General features: G+C 72.4%; 10 protein-coding genes and 1 pseudogene. 4 read left to right on the top strand and 7 right to left on the bottom strand.

Annotated elements, in window-relative coordinates; all coding sequences use genetic code 11:
* Positions 1–15 precede the first annotated feature (15 nt).
* Both ACH4NX_RS02950 and ACH4NX_RS02955 read left to right on the top strand, forming a co-directional pair.
* On the top strand, positions 16–10,929 hold the full coding sequence (locus ACH4NX_RS02950; RefSeq protein ID WP_398127429.1) for an amino acid adenylation domain-containing protein: 10,914 nt from the start codon (positions 16–18) through the stop codon (positions 10,927–10,929).
* Positions 10,916–12,616 carry an ABC transporter transmembrane domain-containing protein gene (locus ACH4NX_RS02955; protein WP_398127430.1) on the top strand — a complete coding sequence of 567 codons (1,701 nt, stop codon included), beginning with the start codon at positions 10,916–10,918 and terminating at the stop codon, positions 12,614–12,616. The genes ACH4NX_RS02950 and ACH4NX_RS02955 overlap by 14 nt, the downstream gene beginning before the upstream one ends.
* Positions 12,617–12,639: 23 nt before the next feature.
* On the opposite strand, the gene ACH4NX_RS02960 is transcribed toward ACH4NX_RS02955, so the two are convergent.
* Positions 12,640–13,734, bottom strand: a complete 1,095-nt coding sequence (locus ACH4NX_RS02960; RefSeq protein WP_351393961.1) for an alpha/beta hydrolase-fold protein — start codon at positions 13,732–13,734, stop codon at positions 12,640–12,642.
* Positions 13,735–13,823: 89 nt separating this feature from the next.
* On the opposite strand from ACH4NX_RS02960, the gene ACH4NX_RS02965 reads away from it, so the two are divergent.
* Together ACH4NX_RS02965 and ACH4NX_RS02970 are read left to right on the top strand one after the other, a co-directional pair.
* Positions 13,824–14,036 carry an MbtH family protein gene (locus ACH4NX_RS02965; protein ID WP_351393963.1) on the top strand — a complete coding sequence of 71 codons (213 nt, stop codon included), beginning with the start codon at positions 13,824–13,826 and terminating at the stop codon, positions 14,034–14,036.
* Positions 14,037–14,168: 132 nt separating this feature from the next.
* Complete coding sequence (locus tag ACH4NX_RS02970; RefSeq protein WP_398127431.1) at positions 14,169–15,068, top strand: aminoglycoside phosphotransferase family protein; 900 nt, start codon at positions 14,169–14,171, stop codon at positions 15,066–15,068.
* Between the two features lie 53 nt (positions 15,069–15,121).
* Here ACH4NX_RS02970 and ACH4NX_RS02975 read toward each other — a convergent pair whose 3' ends face one another.
* The 6 genes and pseudogenes from ACH4NX_RS02975 to ACH4NX_RS03000 form a co-directional block, all read right to left on the bottom strand.
* The gene (locus ACH4NX_RS02975) at positions 15,122–15,778 is read right to left on the bottom strand and encodes a chitinase (RefSeq protein WP_398127432.1); all 657 of its coding nucleotides are present in this window, start codon (positions 15,776–15,778) and stop codon (positions 15,122–15,124) included.
* Between the two features lie 108 nt (positions 15,779–15,886).
* On the bottom strand, positions 15,887–16,405 hold the full coding sequence (locus tag ACH4NX_RS02980; RefSeq protein ID WP_351393972.1) for a lytic polysaccharide monooxygenase auxiliary activity family 9 protein: 519 nt from the start codon (positions 16,403–16,405) through the stop codon (positions 15,887–15,889).
* 250 nt (positions 16,406–16,655) lie between these two features.
* Positions 16,656–17,054, bottom strand: a pseudogene (locus tag ACH4NX_RS02985) (ATP-binding cassette domain-containing protein); the annotation flags it as partial.
* Between the two features lie 75 nt (positions 17,055–17,129).
* Positions 17,130–17,690 carry a MarR family winged helix-turn-helix transcriptional regulator gene (locus ACH4NX_RS02990; RefSeq protein WP_398127433.1) on the bottom strand — a complete coding sequence of 187 codons (561 nt, stop codon included), beginning with the start codon at positions 17,688–17,690 and terminating at the stop codon, positions 17,130–17,132.
* A 155-nt stretch (positions 17,691–17,845) separates the two neighbouring features.
* A complete protein-coding gene (locus ACH4NX_RS02995; RefSeq protein ID WP_398127434.1) occupies positions 17,846–18,937 on the bottom strand; it encodes a P1 family peptidase in 1,092 nt (363 codons plus the stop codon).
* A 147-nt stretch (positions 18,938–19,084) separates the two neighbouring features.
* Positions 19,085–19,222 (bottom strand): hypothetical protein, encoded by a 138-nt coding sequence (locus ACH4NX_RS03000; protein WP_351393981.1) that lies wholly within the window; start codon positions 19,220–19,222, stop codon positions 19,085–19,087.
* Positions 19,223–19,369 lie beyond the last annotated feature (147 nt).

Here is a 19,369-nt window from a genome sequence, read left to right on the forward strand (position 1 = left end):
GGGCGTTGAGTCTCGATGATGGAACCGACCGCTCGTCTCGTTCAGCTTTCCTCCGCGCACCTGACCGGCGTGCGCCGCCGCGTCGGCGACTTCTCCGACCGGACCATCGCGGAAGCCTGCGCCCTCGGGCTGTCGTACTGGGCGACGGGGCGGAGCCCGGACGGCATCGGACTCACCCCCACCACCCTGTTCGCCGACGTCCTCGCGTGGGCAGACAACGGCGGCTTCAAGGCGGGCGGTTGGGAGGTGGGGACGGACGGCCGGACCATCGTCGTCCCGGCAGAGGTCTCACCGGACGACGCGCGACGCGCGCTGGACGACCTGGCCGAATTCCCGGACCGGCCCATCGGCACCATCGGCCCGTCCAGCACGGCGGAGCGCCGGCGGGAGCTGGCCGAGTGGAACGACACCGGAGCCGACCGGGTCCGCCCGTCCCTCGTGGAGATGTTCCGCGAGCAGGCGCGGACCAGGCCGGACGCGGTCGCCGTCGTCGACGAGCACCGGACGCTGACCTACCGCGAGACGGCCGAACGCGCCTCCCAGCTGGCCCACCACCTCGCCGAACGCGGGCTCACCGCCGAACACGTCGTCGGCATCTCCCTCGAACGCTCCGCCGACATGGTGATCGGGCTGCTCGGCGTGCTCCAGGCCGGCTGCGCGTTCGTGCCGCTCGACCCGCGCTGGCCCGCCGCGCGCCGGGCCGCCGTCATCGAGGACGCCCGGGTCGTGGTGCAGCTCAAAGCCTCGGGCGAGCACGCCGAGGGCGAACCGGAAGCCGTGGCCGTGGACCTCGGCGACTGGCGGTTCGGATCCCACCCCGCCGACCGCGCCCCCGTCACCGTCCCCGGCGACGCGCTGGCCTACGTGATCTTCACCTCCGGTTCGACCGGGCGGCCCAAGGGCGCGATGATCCGGCACGAGGCGATCAGCGAGCGCCTGCTGTGGCAGGTCCACGAGATCCTGGGCTTCGGCCACGACGACGCGTCACTGTTCAAGGCTCCGCTGTCCTTCGACATCTCCGTCAACGAGATCTTCCTTCCGCTGGTGTCCGGCGCGAGGCTCGTGGTCCTGCGGCCCGGCGGCGAACGCGACCCGCACCACCTGCTGAGCGTGATCGCCGAGCAGCGCGTCACCTTCACCTACCTGGTGTCGTCCATGCTGGACGTGCTGCTGGAGATGGCCGGCGACTCCGGACACCTCGACAGTCTGCGCCACGTGTGGTGCGGCGGCGAGGTACTGACCCCGGAGCTGTACGAACGGTTCCGCACCCGGCTCGGCATCCCCATGTACCACGGGTACGGTCCCGCCGAGACGACGATCGGTGTCTCGCACGTCGTCTACCGGGGCGCGGCCGAACGCCTGTCGACGTCGATCGGCAAGGCCAACCCCAACACGCAGTTGTACGTACTGGACGACGAGCTGCGCCCGGTCCCGGTCGGAGTCGGCGGCGAACTGTACGCCGGAGGCCTCCTGATGGGACGCGGATACGTGAACGCGCCCGGCCTGACGGCGTCCCGGTTCGTGGCGAACCCCTTCGCGGACGACGGGTCCCGGCTGTACCGGACCGGGGACCTCGCCCGCTTCGCCCCCGACGGTTCGCTGGACTTCCTGGGCCGCGCCGACAACCAGATCAAGATCCGCGGTATGCGCCTGGAGACCGAGGACGTCGAGGCCGGCCTCGCCGAACACCCGGGGGTACGGCACACCTGCGTCGTCGCGAGGAAGAACGCGGCCGGCGGCACCCACCTGGTCGGCTACGTCATCCCGTTAACCGGGAACGACGGCCTGTCGGCGGCCGACGTCAAGGCGTGGGCCGGCGAGCACATGGTGGAGTACATGGTGCCCGCCCACATCGTCGTGCTGAGGGAGTTCCCGCTCACCGCGAACGGCAAGCTCGACCGCGAGGCGCTGCCGGAGCCCGTGATCGGGACAGCCGCTGCCGTTGCACCCGCCACCGAGAACGAGCGCGCCGTGTGCGCGGCGGTCGCGGCGCTGCTGCGGCTGGACGAGACCGGCGTCGACCAGGACTTCTTCCAGCTCGGCGGAGACAGCGTCCTGGCGATCTCACTCCTGGGCGCACTGCGGAACGCGGGACTCCACGTCACGGCACGGCAGATCTTCAGCCACCGCACCCTGGGGGCGCTGGCTGCCGTGGCGAGCCGCGAGGACACCGCCACCGCGGACCACCGCGACATCGCGTACGGCCCCGTCGTGGGATCGCCGGTCGTGCAGTGGCTCGGTGAGACCACGGACGCGATCGACGGATTCGTGCAGTCGGTGGTACTGAACACCCCGGCGGACCTGACCCCCGATGCCCTCGACGGCGTCCTCACCGCCGTGGTCAGGCAGCACCCCATGCTGCGCGCCAGGCTGGTGCGCGGCGACCGCTGGAGCTTCGACATCCCGGAGGCGGGCGAGGCCGGCCCGCACTGGCGGGAGAGCGACCTGCCGCTCGACGAGTGCGTCGCACTCGCCACCGGCCGGCTGGATCCGACGGACGGCGTGATGCTGCGTGCCGTCTGGCGCCGCGAGGCACGGCAGTTGGTCGTCGTCGTCCACCACGTGGTGATCGACGGCGTGTCCTGGCGGGTACTGATGGAGGACCTGGCCACGGCATGGCGGCAGCTCGCCTCGGGCACCCCGGTCGAACTGCCCCCGACGGGAACGTCGTTCCGGCGCTGGACACAGTTGCTGGAGCGCGCGGCGTTCGACGCGGACAGCGCCTGCTTCCGGCGTCCCCTGCCGGGAGCGGACGAGCCGTTGGGCCGGCGCGCGCCGGGAGAGGCCGACACCGTCGCGCGGGAGCGGGCACGGACCGTCTCGGTCGGCGCGGAGGTCACGGCCGCGCTGCTGGGCGAGACACCCGCGAAGTTCCACGCGGGTGTCAACGACGTGCTGCTGACCGCACTGGCCGTCACCCTCGCCCGCTGGCGCCGCGACCTCGGCCAGGAGCAGACGTTCGCACACATCGAGGTCGAGGGCCACGGCCGTGAGGGACGGTTCGTGGCACCGTCGGCCGGCTTCGAACCGGAACTGTCGCGGACCGTGGGCTGGTTCACCACCCTGTTCCCGGTGACCGTGGACCCCGGCGCTGCCCTGGACCCCACCGCGCCCGAGTACCTGACCGCCGCGCTCAAGGCGGTCAAGGAGGACCTCTCCCGGATCCCGGACAACGGGGTCTCCTACGGCGCCCTGCGCTACCTGGCCCACACCGGCTTCGACGTGCCCGCACCCCAGGTGCTCTTCAACTACCTGGGACGCTTCGACGCGGGCGGCTGCGAGGACTGGCGGCTCGCGCACACCACCGGACAGCTGGGCGAAAGGCGCGACCCGAGGATGCGTCTGCCGCGCGCCCTGGAGTTCAACGCGATCGCCGAACCCGCCCCGGCCACCGGCGCCCACGAGCTGGTCACCACCATCTCCTGGCCCGACGGGATGTTCACCGAGAAGGACATCGCGACGATCGAGTCCTACTACCGCGCGGCCCTGGCAGGGCTGGCCGCGCTGGAGGCGGGCGGCCACTCGCCCAGCGACTTCGCCCCGGTCCCGCTCACCCAGGCCGACGTCGACGCCCTGGACGGCCCGGCGCTGCGGGACATCCTGCCGCTCACCCCGCTGCAGGAGGGCCTGTACTTCCACTCGGTCTACGACGACGACTCGGCGGGGAGGTACGTCGAGCAGCAACTGCTGACGCTGGACGGCGAGGTCGACGCCGGCCGGCTCGCGGCGGCGGCCACCCGCCTGCTCACGCTCCACCCCGGCCTGGCCGCGCGCTTCACGGCCCTCGCCGACGGCCGTGTGGTCTCCGTGCTGGAGAACGGCGTGGAGGCGCCCTTCACCACACTGGACCGCCCCGGCATCACCGACGACGAGATCGGAGCCCACGCCGAGCGGGACCGACGCGCCGGCTTCGACCTGGCCACCGGCCCGCTGATGCGGTACACGCTGATCCGAGGGGGCCCGGGCCGCAACGTCCTGGTGCAGACCGTGCACCACATCATCGCCGACGGCTGGTCGGTGCCGCCGATGCTGCGCACGCTGCTGGCCGAGTACCACGCGCCCGGCACCGGGTACCCCCTCAGCGGCTTCACCGACTACGTACGCCTGCTCGCCGGACGCGACGACACCGCGAGCGACCGCGTGTGGCGCGACCAGCTCGCCGGGCTGCCCGGCCCTTCCCTGGTCGCTGAGGGGCACACGCCCTCCGACCGGTTCGCCGACACCGCGGTGGAGCCGGAAGCGGACCTCGACGCGGCCGTCCGGTCGGCCGGCGTGCCCCTCAGCGTGGCCGTGCACAGCGCCTGGGCGGTGACGCTGGGCGGCATCCTGCACAGGACGGACGTGGTCTTCGGATCCACGGTGTCCGGACGCGACGCGGATCTGCCCGGCATCGATGACATGGTCGGCCTGTTCATCAACACGATCCCCGTACGCGCCCGTTGGCGCGGTGACACCACCGCACGCGACCTGCTGGCCTCGGTCGGAGCGCACCAGAGCGCGGTGCTGGCGCACCAGCACGTCTCCCTGGCAGGGATCGTCCGCCAGGCCGGCACCGGCTCACTGTTCGACACCCTGGTGGTGTTCGACGTGGCGACCGACCTGGCCGGTCTGCGGCGGCCCGACGACACCCTGGTCGTCACCGGCATCGTGAACGAGGGCGCCCCGCACTACCCGTTGACGCTGGTGGTCGAGCGCACGCCCGACGGCCGCCCGCGCTTCAACCTGGTCCACGACGGCGCGCTGCTGCGCGAGTCGGGCGCCCGGCGGATCCTCGACACGTTCACCCGGACCCTCACCGCCCTGCTCGCCCGCCCGGACACCCCCGTCGACGCTCTGACGTCCGAGGGGACCCGGCGCCCCGCGCCGGTCATCCCGACGACCCTGGACGGACTGTTCGACGCCGCCGCGCGCCGGAACCCGACCGCCACCGCCGTCACCCAGTGCGGCCTGGACGGCGGCACCCGGTCCCTGACCTACGGCGAACTGGCAGCCGCGAGGGACAGGCTGGCCTCGGCCCTGCGCACGGCCGGCGTCGGGCCGGGCCGACGGGTCGCCGTCGCGGTCCCCCGCTCCGTCGAGCAGGTCGTCGCCCTGGTCGCGGTCGTCGGCGCGGGGGGCGCCTACGTGCCGCTGGACCCGGCGTACCCCGACGAGCGACTGGAGTACGTCCTCGCCGACGCCGCTGTGCGGGTCGTCCTCGTGGCCCCGGACCAGCGAGACCGCTTCACCCGGCTGCTCTCCCGGGCGGGCGTGCCGGCGACCCGCGTGCTGGTGCAGGGGGAAGAGCCGCCTTCGGCCCCCGCCGCCCCGGGCCCGGGAGCCGGCCGGCACGACCCCGCGTACGTGATCTACACGTCCGGATCGACCGGCAGGCCCAAGGGCGTCGTCGTTCCGCACGCCGCCGTCGTGACGCTGCTCGCCGGCACCCGGCCGGACATGAACTTCGGCCCGGACGACGTCTGGGTCCAGTTCCACTCCTTCTCCTTCGACTTCGCGGTCTGGGAGTTGTGGGGCGCGCTGGCGCACGGCGGTGAGCTGCTGGTCCCCGAGTACGGGCTGACCCGCTCCCCGGTCGACTTCCACCGGCTCGTGCGCGAACGCGGGGTGACCGTGCTCAACCAGACCCCTTCGGCGTTCTACCAGTTCGCCGAGGCCGACCGGCACGCCGGCCGCCCGCTCCCCGCACTGCGCCGGATCATCTTCGGTGGCGAGGCGCTGGACCTCGGCCGGCTGCGCGACTGGGCCGAGCGGCACGGCACCGGCTCGCCCGAGCTGGTCAACATGTACGGCATCACCGAGACCACCGTCCACGTCACCCACCGGGTGCTGACCGACGAGGACTTCGGTGCCGGCGACACCACCAGCCCTCTGGGCGGTCCGCTTCCCGGCCTGGTCACCCACCTCCTCGACGACCGGCTCCGGCCGGTGCCCCCGGGCCGGGTGGGCGCCATCTACGTCGCAGGCGACCAGCTCTCACTCGGCTACCTCGGCAGGCCCGGCCTCACGGCGGGCCGTTTCGTGGCGAACCCGTTCGCGAACGACGGCTCCCGCATGTACCACACGGGCGACCTCGCCCGCCGCACACTCGACGGCGAGCTGGAGTTCACCGGACGCGCCGACGACCAGGTGCAGCTCAAGGGCTTCCGTGTCGAACCCGGCGAGGTGGAGTCCGCGATCAGGGCACTCGACGGTGTCGTGGACGTCGCCGTCACCGTGGCCGGCACCGACGACCACCTGGTCGCGCACGTCGTGGGCCAAGTGCCGGACGACCTCACCGAACGGCTGTCCACGAAGCTGCCGGCGCACATGGTGCCCGGCCGGGTGCGGGCGCTCGACGCGCTGCCGCTGACGGTCAACGGCAAGCTGGACCGCCGGGCCCTGACCGAACGGGCGGCGCACGACGCCACTCCGGTCGCCCCGGCCGACGACGTACTCGCCGCGATCGTCGGCATCTTCGCCGAGACCCTGCCCGGCTCCGAAGTGGACGGTGACACCGACTTCTTCAGGGCCGGCGGCGACAGCATCGTGGCCATCACCGTGATCAACCGGGCCAGGGCGCTCGGCCTCGCCATCGCGCCGCGGGACGTGTTCCTGCGCAGGACACCGCGTGCCCTCGCCCAGCACCTGGAGAGCCGGGGCGTCGCGGGGAGCGGCGGACCACAGGCCGCTGGGGGCGCTGCCGTGCCCCGTGAACCGGGCCCGCTGCCGCCGACGCCCGTCATCCTGCGCCAACGCGACCTGGGCGGCTCGCTCACCCGGTTCGCCCAGGCCCGGACGCTGCCGGCCCCCGAGGGCACCGGATTCGCCGACGCCGAGCGCGCCGCGCGGGCCGTCGTGGCCGCACACCCGGCCCTCCGCCTGCGGCTGCGCGTCGAGCACCGGGTGTGGACCCTGCGCACCGAACCCGGCCGTGAGGTCACCGTCGTACGACCGGACACGTCCGACGCGACGACGGCGGCGAACGAGGCCGCCGGGCGGCTCGACCCCGAGTCCGGGGACGTCATCGCCTTCGCGTGGCTGGAGAAGAGCAGAACCCTCGTGATCACCGCGCACCACCTCGCCGTCGACTCGGTGTCCTGGCTGATCCTCCTGGACGACCTGGCCACCGTGATGCGCCGCATGCCCCTGGCACCGCCGACGACGCCCTACGCCGAGTACGCCGAAGCACTGACGCTCCACGCCGCCCACGAGGCCGACGACCTGGACCACTGGGTCACCACGCTCCAGGCACCCGCGCCGCTGCCCTCGGCGGGCCCACTGCGGGAGATCACGGCGGTGCTGCCGCCCGGAGCGACCGCCCAGGTGACACGTACCGCGCCCACCGCACTCGGTGTCGGCCTCACCGAACTGCTGTGCGGCGCGCTGCGCACCGCGCTCACCCGCGTCCAGCCCTCGCCCACCGATCTGGCGATCGAGCTGGAGCGGCACGGCCGGGTTCCGCTCCTCGGACACCACGACTACACCCGCACGGTCGGCTGGTTCACCTCCATCGCGCCCGTACGGCTCAGCCCGCACACCGATCCCGTCGCGGCGGCGCGCGAGATCGCCGAACGCCAGCCGGACGAGCGCGCGCACGTCGCCTACGGCGGGCTCAGGTACCTCAACCCGCAGACGGCCCCGCTGCTGACCGCCCGCCCCCAGGTGCTGTTCAACTACCTCGGCCGGGGCAGCGAGTCCCAGGCACCGCGCCTCACCGGCGGCGACCAGGGCAGCCCGTACGCCGTCGAGGTCAACGCGTGGACCGACGCGGTCACCGGCAGCCTGCACGCCGCCTTCACCCTCGCCGAGGGCATCCCCGACGAGATCACCGAGCACTGGCTCGGCGCGCTGGAACGCGTCGCGGACGCCTCCGCGACGGCCGAGCGCACGGCACCGGTCACCCCGCTCCAGCGGGGCCTGTACTTCCAGGCCCAGATGGCGGGCTCGGCCGGACACTACGTCGCGCAGAGCTATTTCACCTTCGAACACCGCCTGGACACCGACGCGTTGTCCGAGGCGATGGCGTACGTGATCGCGCGGCACCCGGCCGCGGGCGCCGGCTTCACCACCGACGACCACGGAAACCCCGTCCAGGTCCTCAGCCCCGGCCGACGGGTCCACGTCCGCACGGTCGACCTCGCGACGGACGCGGAAGTCGAGGCCCTGCGCGCCCGGGACCGCGCCACGGGCTTCGACCCCGGGGAGCCACCGCTCATCCGGATGACCGTGGTGCGCCGTCCCGACGACCGCGACGGCCTGCTGCTCAGCCACCATCTGCTGCTGTGGGACGGCTGGTCGCGCGAGATCGTGCTCAGGGACCTCTTCGACGCCTGTCGAACCGCCCTCGCGGGTGAGCCGCTGCCGGCGGCTGTCGCGGCCACGCCGGGCTTCGAGGAGTACGCCCGCGCACTCGACGCCAGGGACCCGGCGGTGTCGGAGCGCTTCTGGGCGAACCACCTGGCCGGTCTGTCCGGCCCGACCCTGCTCGCCGGACCGGCGCCCTCCCTCTCCGACGACCTGCCACGCGCACTCGTCCACACGCTGTCCGGCGCGCGGTCGGACCTGCTGAGGGAAGCGGCCAGGGCGCACGGCGTCACGCTGAACTCGGTGCTGACCGGAGCGTTCGGCCTCCTCCTCGGCGCCCGCACGGGCCGCGCCGACGCCGTGTTCGGTGTGACCGTCTCCGGCCGCGAGGGCGAGGGACTGTCCGGCGTCGTCGGCGTACTGCTCAACACCGTGCCCATGTGGACGCGGGCACGGCCCCACGACACGGTCCGCGCGTACCTGACGGCCGTACAGGCGGCCAGGGTCGAGGCCATGGAGCACGAGCACCTCGGGCTCGGCGAGATCCAGCGGGCCGGCGGACACGACACCCTGTTCGACAACCTGTTCGTGCTGCAGAACTTCCTCGACCCGGACGCCTTCGCCGAGATGAACGCCCGGCACGGCATCACCTCGGTCCAGGCCGACGACTCCACCCACTATCCGTTCACCTGGGTCGTCACGCCCGGCGAACAGCTCACCGTCAAGCTGGAGTACCGCGACGGCGACACCGGGAACGCCCGTCGCCTCCTCGACGACTACCTGCGCGTACTCGACGACCTGGCCCGGTCGACCGGACCGGTGGGCGCGCTGCGCGGCCTGGGCCCCGAGCCCGGCCCCGCCGCACGCGCCGACATCGGCACGGACACCGTCGTCGACCGGTTCGACCGGGCGGCGGACCGCGATCCGCGGCGAGTAGCGCTGGTCGCCGACGGCTCCGCCATGACCTTCGCGGGGCTCCGCGACCGCAGCCGCGCGGTGGCGGGTGTGCTGGCCCGCCGAGGCATCGGGCCCGAGTCGACCGCGGGCCTCGCGATCCCGCGCTCCCTCGACTCGATCGTGGCGCTGTTCGCCGTACTGCGCGTCGGCGCCGCCTACGTGCCGCTGGAGCTGGACCACCCGGACGAGCGGATCGCCGCGATCGTGGCGGACGCCCGCCCGGACGTGATCCTCACCGTCAGTGCCGTGTCACCCCGGCTGACCGGCGACCTGATCGAGCTGGACCGCCCGCTGCCCGAGGCCGAGCCGTTCGTGACGTTCGCGCCGGGCGACCCGGACCGGCTGCGGCACCCCGCGTACACGATCTACACCTCCGGATCGACCGGGAAACCCAAGGGCGTGGTGACCGAGTACGCCGGACTCACCAACATGCTGGTCAACCACCAGCGGCGGATCTTCGAACCGGTGCTGGCGGAGCACGGCCACCGGACCTTCCGGATCGCGCACACCGTGTCGTTCGCGTTCGACATGTCGTGGGAGGAGCTGCTGTGGCTCGCCGCCGGCCACGAGGTGCACATCTGCGACGAGGAGCTGCGCCGTGACGCGCCCCGCCTGGTCGAGTACTGCCTCGCGCACGGGATCGACGTGATCAACGTGACCCCGACCTACGCGGGGCAGCTGGTGGCCGAGGGACTGCTCGACGACCCGGCACACCGGCCCGCGCTGGTGCTGCTGGGAGGTGAGGCCGTCACCCCGGCGCTGTGGCGGCGGCTCGCCGACACCGAGGGGACGGCCGGCTACAACCTGTACGGCCCCACCGAGTACACCATCAACACCTTGGGCGTCGGCACCGTCGAGTGCCAGGACCCGGTCGTGGGCGTCCCGATCGACAACACGGACGTGTACGTGCTGGACCCGTGGCTGAGGCCGCTGCCCGACGGGGTCCCCGGCGAGCTGTACGTGTCGGGCATCGGCATCGCGCGAGGCTACCTCGGACAGACCGCGCAGACCGCGCACCGCTTCGTCGCGTGCCCGTTCGGCGCACCCGGCGAGCGCATGTACCGCACCGGGGACCTGGTGGTCCGGCGGCCCGACGGGAACCTGGCGTACCTGGGCCGCACCGACCAGCAGGTCAAGATCAGAGGGCACCGGGTCGAACCGGGCGAGGTCGAGGCCGCTTTCGCGGCGCACCCGGCGGTGCGGTTCGTCGCCGCGGTCGCCCAGCCCGATCCGCGGGTCGAGGGGGCCCACCGGCTGGCCGCCTACCTCGTGCTGGACGGCGCCGACCTGGCGACGGTCGCGGCCGAAGTGGGCACCGCCCTGCCGGACTTCCTGCGCCCGACGCACTACGCCCAGGTCGACGGCATCCCGCTGACCGTGAACGGTAAGGCCGACACCAAGGCGCTGCCGGAGGCCAGGCCGCTGGGCGCGCTGACCACGGCGGGGGAGCGGAGCCCGCGGAGCGGGACCGAGACCGCGGTGTGCGAGTTCTTCGCCGAGGCACTGGACCTGGACGACGACGAGGTGAGCGCGGTGAGCGACTTCGTCTCCCTCGGAGGGCACTCCATGCTGGCGGTGCGGCTGACCGGACTGCTCCGCCGGGAGTACGGTCCTGTGATCACGATCCGCGATCTGTTGACCCTGCGAACCCCGGAAGCGATTGCCCGCCATCTCGATGACAACTCCTGACTCGCAGCGGCCCCGCCCGGGGTCCGACATCCTCCGTACCGCCCTGCGCCGCAACGTCGGCGCCATGGTCCGGGGCACCGTGCTCATGGGTCTGTACCAGGCCGGTGAGACCGCCTTCCCGATCGCCCTCGGGCTGATCGTCGAACACACCATGCGCGACCGGAGCCCCGAGGCCCTCGGCGTCTCGATCGCCGCGCTGGCCGTGATCATCACGACCGTGTCGCTGTCGTGGCGGTTCGGTATGCGCGTCCTGCAGGACGCCAACACGACCGAGGCGCACCGCTGGCGGGTGCGGGTCGCGGCCTGCGGGCTCCAGCCGGTGGCCCGGGACGTCGACCTCAAGTCGGGCGAGGTGCTGACCATCGCCACCGAGGACGCCGACCAGACCGCCGACATTATCGAGGTGGTGCCGTTGCTGATCAGCTCGCTGGTCGCGGTGGTGATCGCGGCCCTCGCGCTGGGCCTGGCCGACGTCCGGCTCGGCCTGCTGGTGATCGTGGGAACCGTCGCGATCCTGTCGGTCCTGAGCGTGATGTCCAGACGGATCGGCTCCAGCACCCGCGAACAGCAGGCCCGGGTGGCACGGGCGGGCGCGAAGGTCGCCGACCTGATCACCGGCCTGCGTCCGCTGCACGGCTTCGGCGGCAACCACGCGGCGTTCCGGTCCTACCGCAGGGTCAGCACGGAGGCGAAGCGCCAGGCGGTCACGGTCGCCCGGGTGAACGGGGTGTACGAGGGCACCGCGCTGGCCCTCAACGCGGTCCTCGCCGCCGCCGTGACCCTGACGGCGGGCCGGCTGGCGTTCGGCGGGCAGATCGGCATCGGCGAACTCGTCATGGCCGTGGGCCTGGCGCAGTTCATCATGGAACCGCTCAAGCTCTTCTCCGAGATGCCGAAGTACGTGATGATCGCGCGCGCGTCGGCCGAGCGGATGGCGCTGGTCCTGACCGCGCCGCCGATGACGGTCCCGGGGCCGGAGCGGCCGGCCGCGGGCGGCGGCCTCGAAGTCGACAGTGTCCGGCACGGGGCCCTGCGCAAGGTGCGGTTCCGGGTGTCGCCCGGCGAGTTCGTGGCGATCGCCGCCTACCAGCCGCGCGCGGCGGCCGACCTCGCGTCGGTTCTGGCCCTGAACGTCCCGCCCCACGCGTACGAGGGGGTGGTGCGGGTCGGCGGCCGGGCCCTCGCGGACCTGTCGGTCGAGGCGGCCCGCGAGCACCTGCTGGTGAACCCGTACGACGCGGAGATCTTCGCCGGCACCCTCCGCACGAACATCGACCCGTCGGGTACCAGCCGGACGCTGTCCGAGGCCGTGGAGGCGTCCATGCTGACGGACGTCGTCGCCCTGCACCGCGAAGGACTCGACTACGCCGTACGCGACCGCGGCGCGAACCTCTCCGGGGGCCAGCGCCAACGGCTGTCCCTGGCCCGCGCCCTCGCCGCCGACGCCGACGTCCTCGTCCTGCGCGATCCGACGACGGCCGTCGACGCGGTCACCGAGCAGCTCGTCGCGCGCAACGTCGCGAAGCTGCGCCGGGGCCGCACCACCCTGGTGATCACCAGCAGCCCCGCCCTGCTGGACGCCGCCGACCGGGTACTCGTCCTGGACGACGGCGTCATCACCGCCGAGGACACACATCGCAACCTCCTCGCCACCGACGAGGCCTACTGCCTGGCCGTGACGCGGTGATCCCGTGATCCGGCGGAAGGTCCCTACCCGAGTGCCCAGGCGACGTCCCTGAGCAGGGCGTGCCGCCAGCCCGCCCGGTCGTGGTCCGACGCCGACCGGGACACCCGCACGGCGGCGCCCGCCTGTTCGGCGAGCGCCTCCACCAGGCCGCAGTGGGGAAGCATCCGCCTCTCGTGTTCCCCCACGTCGAACGCGACGCGGAGAGCGGACAGATCGGGCCGCCCGCGCAGGCGCCCGGCAAGGGCGCCGCCGACCGGCCCGCCCAGCGGGTCCATGAGGTCCGCGGCGCCGGGCGTCCACCACAACGACGCGGACTGCACGGCGACGCGTGACACCAGGTCCGGGAACTCCAGCGCCGCGTACAGCGCGCTCAGCCCGCCCAGGCTCTGCCCGGCGACCACCAACCGGTCCCGGTCGGCGTGCACGCCGGACTCCGCCACCAGCGGCAGCAGTTCGTCCCGGACCGCCTCCCACAGTCCGGGCCGGCACCCGAACTCGGCCTTCCTGTCCCGGGCGGGAAGGAAGACGAGTGTGACCGGGGGCATCGCACCACTGGCGACGGCCGAGTCGAACGCGGCCATCGCCGGGTGCAGGTACAGCCAGTCGTCCCCGTCGAGCAGCAGGACCACCGGTCCACCGCCGCCCGCCGGGTGGACCCGCACGGTGCGCCGCCCGCCCAGCCGCTCGCTGTTCCAGCGGAGCCGGGTGCGGGGCAGGGGCAGTACGACGTCGGTGCCCGCGCCGACGAGGGGCCAGTGCGGCTGGGCCGGGGCGTCCGGGGTCGCGGCGATGGACCGGTCACCGCCCGCACCGACCGGGTTCAACGGGTCCGCGTACGCCGCGTCGCCCACCAGGAACCGGTAGGTGACCCGCAGCCGCGCCGGCATCCGCACCTTTGCGTACCAGCAGTCCGTGTCGCCCCACCGTCGCAGGGGCACCGGCTGCGACCAGCTCTCGAAGCCGACGCTCGCCGCCTCGGACCCGCGCCGCAGGAACAGGGTCGTCCAGCCGTCACCTTCGGGAACCGACGCGGGGGTCCTGGCAGCGGCCCAGAAGGCCTCGGTGCCGGGCGCTCCGGACAGTCCGAAGGCGGCGAAGGCGTCTTCCCCCGACCTCATGTGCGTCTCCTTGTGGAGCGGAAAGCGAGAAGGCTAAGCTCAATCGTGATTAGGCGAGCCTAACCTAATGCCTTCGGGAGGCGCCGCGTATGAGCACCAATCCCTTCGACGACACCGACGGCCGTTTTCGCGTCCTGGTGAACGACGAGGGCCAGCACTCGCTCTGGCCGTCCTTCGCGGAGGTGCCCGGGGGATGGACGACCGTCTTCGAGGAGAACACCCGGGACGCCTGCCTGGAGTACGTCGAGTCCCACTGGACCGATCTGCGCCCCCGTTCACTCGCCGAGTCCATGGACACCTGACGGCCGTACCGGCTGGTCGCTGGTCGGCCCGGGGCGAGCGGCGGAGGAATTCGGTCGACAGGGGCGCGTGCGAGGCACTGTGATGGGCGCGACCGCCCGCCGCACGCAGCGGGCCGACTCCAGGAGTCGTCCTTGGCAACCGTGGGCATCCCGGGCCGCCCCTCGATCGACACCTCACTGGTCAGACGCCTGGTCGACGGGCAGTTCCCGCAGTGGGCGCGGCTGCCCCTGCGGCCGCTCGAACAGGCCGGCTCGGACCATGTGATACACCGGCTGGGCGAGGAGCTGACGGTCCGCCTGCCGCGCCACGCCGGCGCCATCGGGCAGGCCGGCAAGGAACTCGCATGGCTGCCCCGGCTCGCCCCGCACCTGCCCCTGGCCGTCCCGGTCCCGGTGGCGGTGGGGGAACCAGCTCTCGGGTACCCCTGGCCGTGGGCGGTGACCCGCTGGCTCGACGGAGAGGTGGCCACTGTCGGCGCACTGGCCGACTCCTCCGAGACCGCCCTCGAACTGGCCGGTTTCCTGATCGCGCTTCAGCGGTTCGAGCCCGAGGGCGCCGCCGCGGCCCGGGACCTCGTCGAGGACCCCACCGTCCAGCCGCTCGCCGCTCGGGACGAGGCGACGCGCGCCGCCATCACGGAGGCCGGCGGCGCGTTCGACAGGGCCGCCATGACCGAGCTGTGGGACGAGGCGCTCAGCGCCCCGGCGTGGGGCCGTCCTCCCGTCTGGTTCCACGGTGACTTCCACACCGGCAACCTGCTCACCACCGACGGCCGTCTCAGCGCGGTCATCGACTTCGGCGGGCTCGGCATCGGCGACCCGGCCCGCGACCTGACCATCGCCTTCACCCTGATGTCGGCCACGCCTCGAACCGCCTTCCGCGCCGCGCTCGGTGTGGACGACGCCACCTGGGCCCGAGGCCGGGGCTGGGCCCTGGCCACGGGCCTGAACGCCTACGTCGCCTACGCCGCCACCAATCCCGGCGTCGCCGCACAGACCACTCGGCAGATCAGTCAGGCGCTCAGAGGCTAGGGCCGGACCGTCCGTGCCGAAGGCCCGAGCCGCTCAGCGTGCGTGGCGCGTCCCTAGCAGCTGAGGCCGCTGCCGGGTTCGACGCCGAGGAGCTGTGCGAACTGCCGGTACGTGTCGATCCGGCTCTGCACCTGAGCGGGGTTGCCGCCGCCGCACTCCAGGCTGCCGTTGATGGCGCGGATGGTCTCACCGAAGCCGGCGCCGTCGACCATGGCGTCGTGCGGAGTCCTGGTGCCTGGCCCGGACTGGGTGTTCCAGTACCACAGACCGGTCTTCCAGGCCACGGACGCGTCGTTCTGGACCATGTCGGGGTTGTTGAGCAGGTCGATACCGAGGGCGTCCCCGGCGGCCTTGTAGTTGAAGTTCCAGCTGAGCTGGACGGGCCCGCGTCCGTGGTACTCGTCGTTGCCGGCCGGGCAGCCGTAGGGCTGGGCGGCGTCGCAGTAGTGCGAGTAGTTGGCGGTGTTCTGCTCGACGACGTGCACGAGTCCGCCGGTCTCGTGGCTGACGTTGGCGAGGAAGGCGGCGGCCTCCTGCTTCTTCACCGTGTCGCTGCCGGTGTTCGTGAAACCCGGGTAGGCGCTGAGTGCGGCGGTGAGTCCGCTGTAGGAGTAGAAGGAGTTCCTGCCGGGGAACGTCTGGTCGAACTGGGCCTCGCTGACCACGAATTCGGCCGCGGCGGCCGACAACGCGAGTTTGCGGGGTCGCATGAGGTCGACTCCTGGTCGGTGGGAGATGCGGCGTGTGCCGGAGGGGGAGGGGGAGCGGCCGCGGGTGCCCAGGGGGCAGGACGGTCGCTCCCCGTCCGCGCTCGTCCGTCAGCCGCCGACCTTGACGTCGATACAGGCGTAGAAGGCGTTGTCGGTGTCGGCGACGTTCCAGACGGCGAGTACCTTCTGCCGGCCGGACAGGCCACCGAAGTCGACCTGGTGGTTCACCACTTCACCCGGCTTGGCACCACCGTCGTCGAACAGCGCGATGCGCTGACCACCGACGTAGTACTCCCAGGTGCTGGTGGCGTGCTGCGCGGTGAGCCGCCACGAGAACGTGGTGTTCTTCGGCACCGGTGTGACGGCCCAGCCCTTGCCGTCGTCGTCCAGCTCCGAGAAGCGGCTGTTGCCGCCGCTGCAACTGGTGAGGCCTTTGGGGCCTTCGACACTCTGGGGTTCGTAGGTGATGTCCCCGCAGGACACGGTGCCCGCGGCGCACTGGGCCTGGCGACTGGGCGGATCGGAGATGTAGCCGTGCGCGCTCGCCGAGGCGGCGGGGAGGCTGACGGCGATGACGGGAGCGAGGGCCGCGCCGATCAGGGCAGCCGTCTTCCGGTGGGTGTGCATACGGAACTCCTTCACATCGGGCCGTCCCACGGCACGAGCGGTCATGTGTGGGGGGTGACCGCACGCGCCGAGTACGACCTCTCGTGGGTGGGGCCAAGAGGCGCGAAGGTGACGCGCACTCGCCGTCCTGGCAGAGGAGTACGAGCCCCGGCAGGGGTCAACTCCGTAAACGGAGCGGCGAGTTCTGTTGGACTAGACCATACAAGCGATCGTCGTGACCGTGTCAAGGGTGTGACGCGGCGCCGTTGTCTTCCACCAGGTCGAAGCGCTCCAGTAGTTCGGCGGTGACCCGTTGTCCCTCCTGCTTGGGCAGGTGGTGCAGGTCGGCCATGAGGAGCATGTTCTCCTCGCCGGTGATCAGTCCGTCGACGGCGGAGAACTGCCCGGTGACGCCGATCGCGGCGCGTACGGCCTGGGGGGTGGCGGCGAGGTCGTTGCCGGCGACCTGGGCCTGTCCGCCGTCGGCGGTGATGAGGGTGGAGAGGATCTTGACGGCGGTGGTCTTGCCGGCCCCGTTCGGTCCGAGCAAGGAGAAGACGGTGCCGGCCGGTACCCGCACGTCAATGCCGTCGAGGACCGTCTTGTCGCCGTAGGCCTTGCGCAGCCCCCTGGCCGCGATGGCGAGTGTGTGCGATGTCCGTGTCGTCATGCCGCAGATGGTGCGGCAGCGCGCGTTCAGCGCGGTTTCACCGTGGTTTCAGCGCCCTGAAGCCGGACCGAGGGGTCACTTGTCGGCCGAGGAGGACTGAGTGCCGCTATCGGTGCCTGCGCCCGTGCCGGTGCGGGACCACGCGAGTCCCTCCAGATGCTCGATGCCCTGGTTGAGCTCGATCAGCAGGTCGAGGAACTGCTGGGTCTGATCGCCCGCCCATCCGGACGCCTCGACGAGCCGCGCGGTCCCCGCGCGGCTGACGGCCCGATCGGCCCGCAGGCGCTCCAGACCGAGCGCGGTGGGCCGGAACTTGCGTGCCATGCCCCCGTCGGGGTCGGGGATCCGCTCGACGAGGCCGTTGCGGAGCATGGCGCTGACCTGCCGGTTGATGGTGGAGACATCCACCTGGAAGGTGTGCGCCAGCTCCTTGAGGGTGAGCGGTTCACCGGTCTCCAGCCGTGTCAGCAGCACATAGGCCGAGCGTTCCAGGCTCTGACCGATGCGGGGGCCGCGCGAAGCGACGAAGTGCCGGGACAGCAGCGTCAGTTCCCGCTCCAGATCAATCAGCCGGCGCTCTTGCTCGCTCATGTCCTGGTCCTGTCCCGCCGTCGTTTCCCGCTCGCCATCGCTCATGACCACTGAATGGGAGGGGCCACACCGAGTTCTGGGTGCGCATGGTGCATATCATGTGAATGATACACATCCTCCATGTGACGCCGTTCTCGTTCGGCGGTGACAGCCGCCGACGGGGTCGCCCCGCGAGTGCGCCGAGCGAGCCGGAGAACGCGTCAGCGTGACGCCGGGCGTGTCGTCGGCTGGGGAGGTGCTGCGAGTGTGTCGAGCAGGAGGTCGGCCGACAGCGCGGGTACGGTCCGGCCGCCGAAGCCCGTGGTCGTGGTCGCCGCGAGCAGGGAATTGAGCACCGCTTCCTCGACCCCGTCCAGGACGGACTCGAACAGCGGGCCGAGTTCGGCATCCGCCACGGGGGCGCCGTCCGGTCGCGTGGAGAAGGCGATGGCGTAGTCGCCGCTCCCATGGCTGTAGGCCGCGCCCGTGCGGGCCAGGGCGAACACCGCGCGCCGTGCGACACGGGTGAGCTGCCGGGCGTCGAGAGGGGCGTCCGTGGCCACCACGATCATGCACGAGCCGGTGTCCGCGGCCGGCGACGCACCGTCGGCTCCCACGCCCAAGGATCGCGGAGTCAGTGTGCGGCCGAGCACCCGCAACGTGCCGCCGAAGTTCGCCTGTACCAGGACCCCGGCGGTGAAGGACCGGCCCGCCAGGGCGGGGGTGCGTGAGGCGGTCCCGATGCCGGCCTTGAAACCCAGCGCGACGGTGCCGGTCCCCGCGCCGACGCACCCCTCCGCCACCGGTCCGCCGGACGCCGTGTCGAGGGCCGCCCGCACGTGCTCCTCGTGCACGGGTCGTGCACGGATGTCGGACAGCAGGCCGTCGTTGCACTCACCCACCACGGGGTTGAGGCTCCGCACCTCCTCGCATCCCGGCCGCTCGAGCACCCAGCCGACGAGGGCGTCGGCGACGCGGAAAGCGGACAGGGTGGAGGTGAGCAGGACCGGGGTCTCCAGCGTGCCGAGTTCGGTGATCTGGGTGGTCCCGATGAGTTTGCCGTAACCGTTGCCGGTGAAGACCCCCGCAGGCAGGGGTGTCCGAGGGCCGGCGAGGTCGGGTACGACGGCGGTGACTCCGCTGTGCACGTCGGGCTGCCGGCGGACGGTGGTGTGTCCGACGCGGACACCCGGCACATCGGTGATCGCGTCGAAGGGCCCGGTGCCGGCCGGTCGGGTCACGATGCCGAGATCTCGGGCCCGGCGCCGGCTGGTGGTGCCGGGCGGGGACTGGGGGTGCGGCTGCGCTTCCATGCGGCCGAACGTTACGCGTCGGGCCGACGAGACGGACGAGACACGAGACGGACGAGACATACGGGGGGACAGGGCGCCGAGGTGGTGACCGGCACCGATCGGCCGGCCGCCGGTGACCGTCGGCTTCCCGGCTCCTCCGTCGTGCCGTCAGTCCGGCGGGGCGAGACTCCGCCCGAGTTGCTCCACGGCATCCGTCCACAGGTCGGGCAATTGCTCACCAAGAGGCAGCGCGGAATCGCCCAGGAAGGAGACCTCGGCCCGGTCGCCGAAGAAGGCCAGACCCACGCCAGATCGTCCCGCAGACCCGCTTGATCGGAGTGGACATGGAGATCCTGGCCATCGGTGAGGACGCGCGAAGCCGATGGGCCACCGCCGAGGCGACGCTGTGGAGCGACGACACCCGCGTGTACCGCGCTCACGGGATCGGTATGC

Origin of the sequence: Streptomyces sp. NPDC017225, from assembly GCF_044331465.1 — a bacterium.
Taxonomy (GTDB): domain Bacteria; phylum Actinomycetota; class Actinomycetes; order Streptomycetales; family Streptomycetaceae; genus Streptomyces.

Excerpts from the sequence above, each read along its gene's own strand:
- ACH4NX_RS02980 (WP_351393972.1), bottom strand. The coding sequence starts at position 16,405 with ATGCACACCCACCGGAAGACGGCTGCCCTGATCGGCGCGGCCCTCGCT.
- ACH4NX_RS02960 (WP_351393961.1), bottom strand. The coding sequence starts at position 13,734 with ATGAGGTCGGGGGAAGACGCCTTCGCCGCCTTCGGACTGTCCGGAGCG.
- ACH4NX_RS02990 (WP_398127433.1), bottom strand. The coding sequence starts at position 17,690 with ATGAGCGATGGCGAGCGGGAAACGACGGCGGGACAGGACCAGGACATG.
- ACH4NX_RS02965 (WP_351393963.1), top strand. The coding sequence starts at position 13,824 with ATGAGCACCAATCCCTTCGACGACACCGACGGCCGTTTTCGCGTCCTG.
- ACH4NX_RS02995 (WP_398127434.1), bottom strand. The coding sequence starts at position 18,937 with ATGGAAGCGCAGCCGCACCCCCAGTCCCCGCCCGGCACCACCAGCCGG.
- ACH4NX_RS02975 (WP_398127432.1), bottom strand. The coding sequence starts at position 15,778 with ATGCGACCCCGCAAACTCGCGTTGTCGGCCGCCGCGGCCGAATTCGTG.
- ACH4NX_RS02955 (WP_398127430.1), top strand. The coding sequence starts at position 10,916 with ATGACAACTCCTGACTCGCAGCGGCCCCGCCCGGGGTCCGACATCCTC.
- ACH4NX_RS02950 (WP_398127429.1), top strand. The coding sequence starts at position 16 with ATGATGGAACCGACCGCTCGTCTCGTTCAGCTTTCCTCCGCGCACCTG.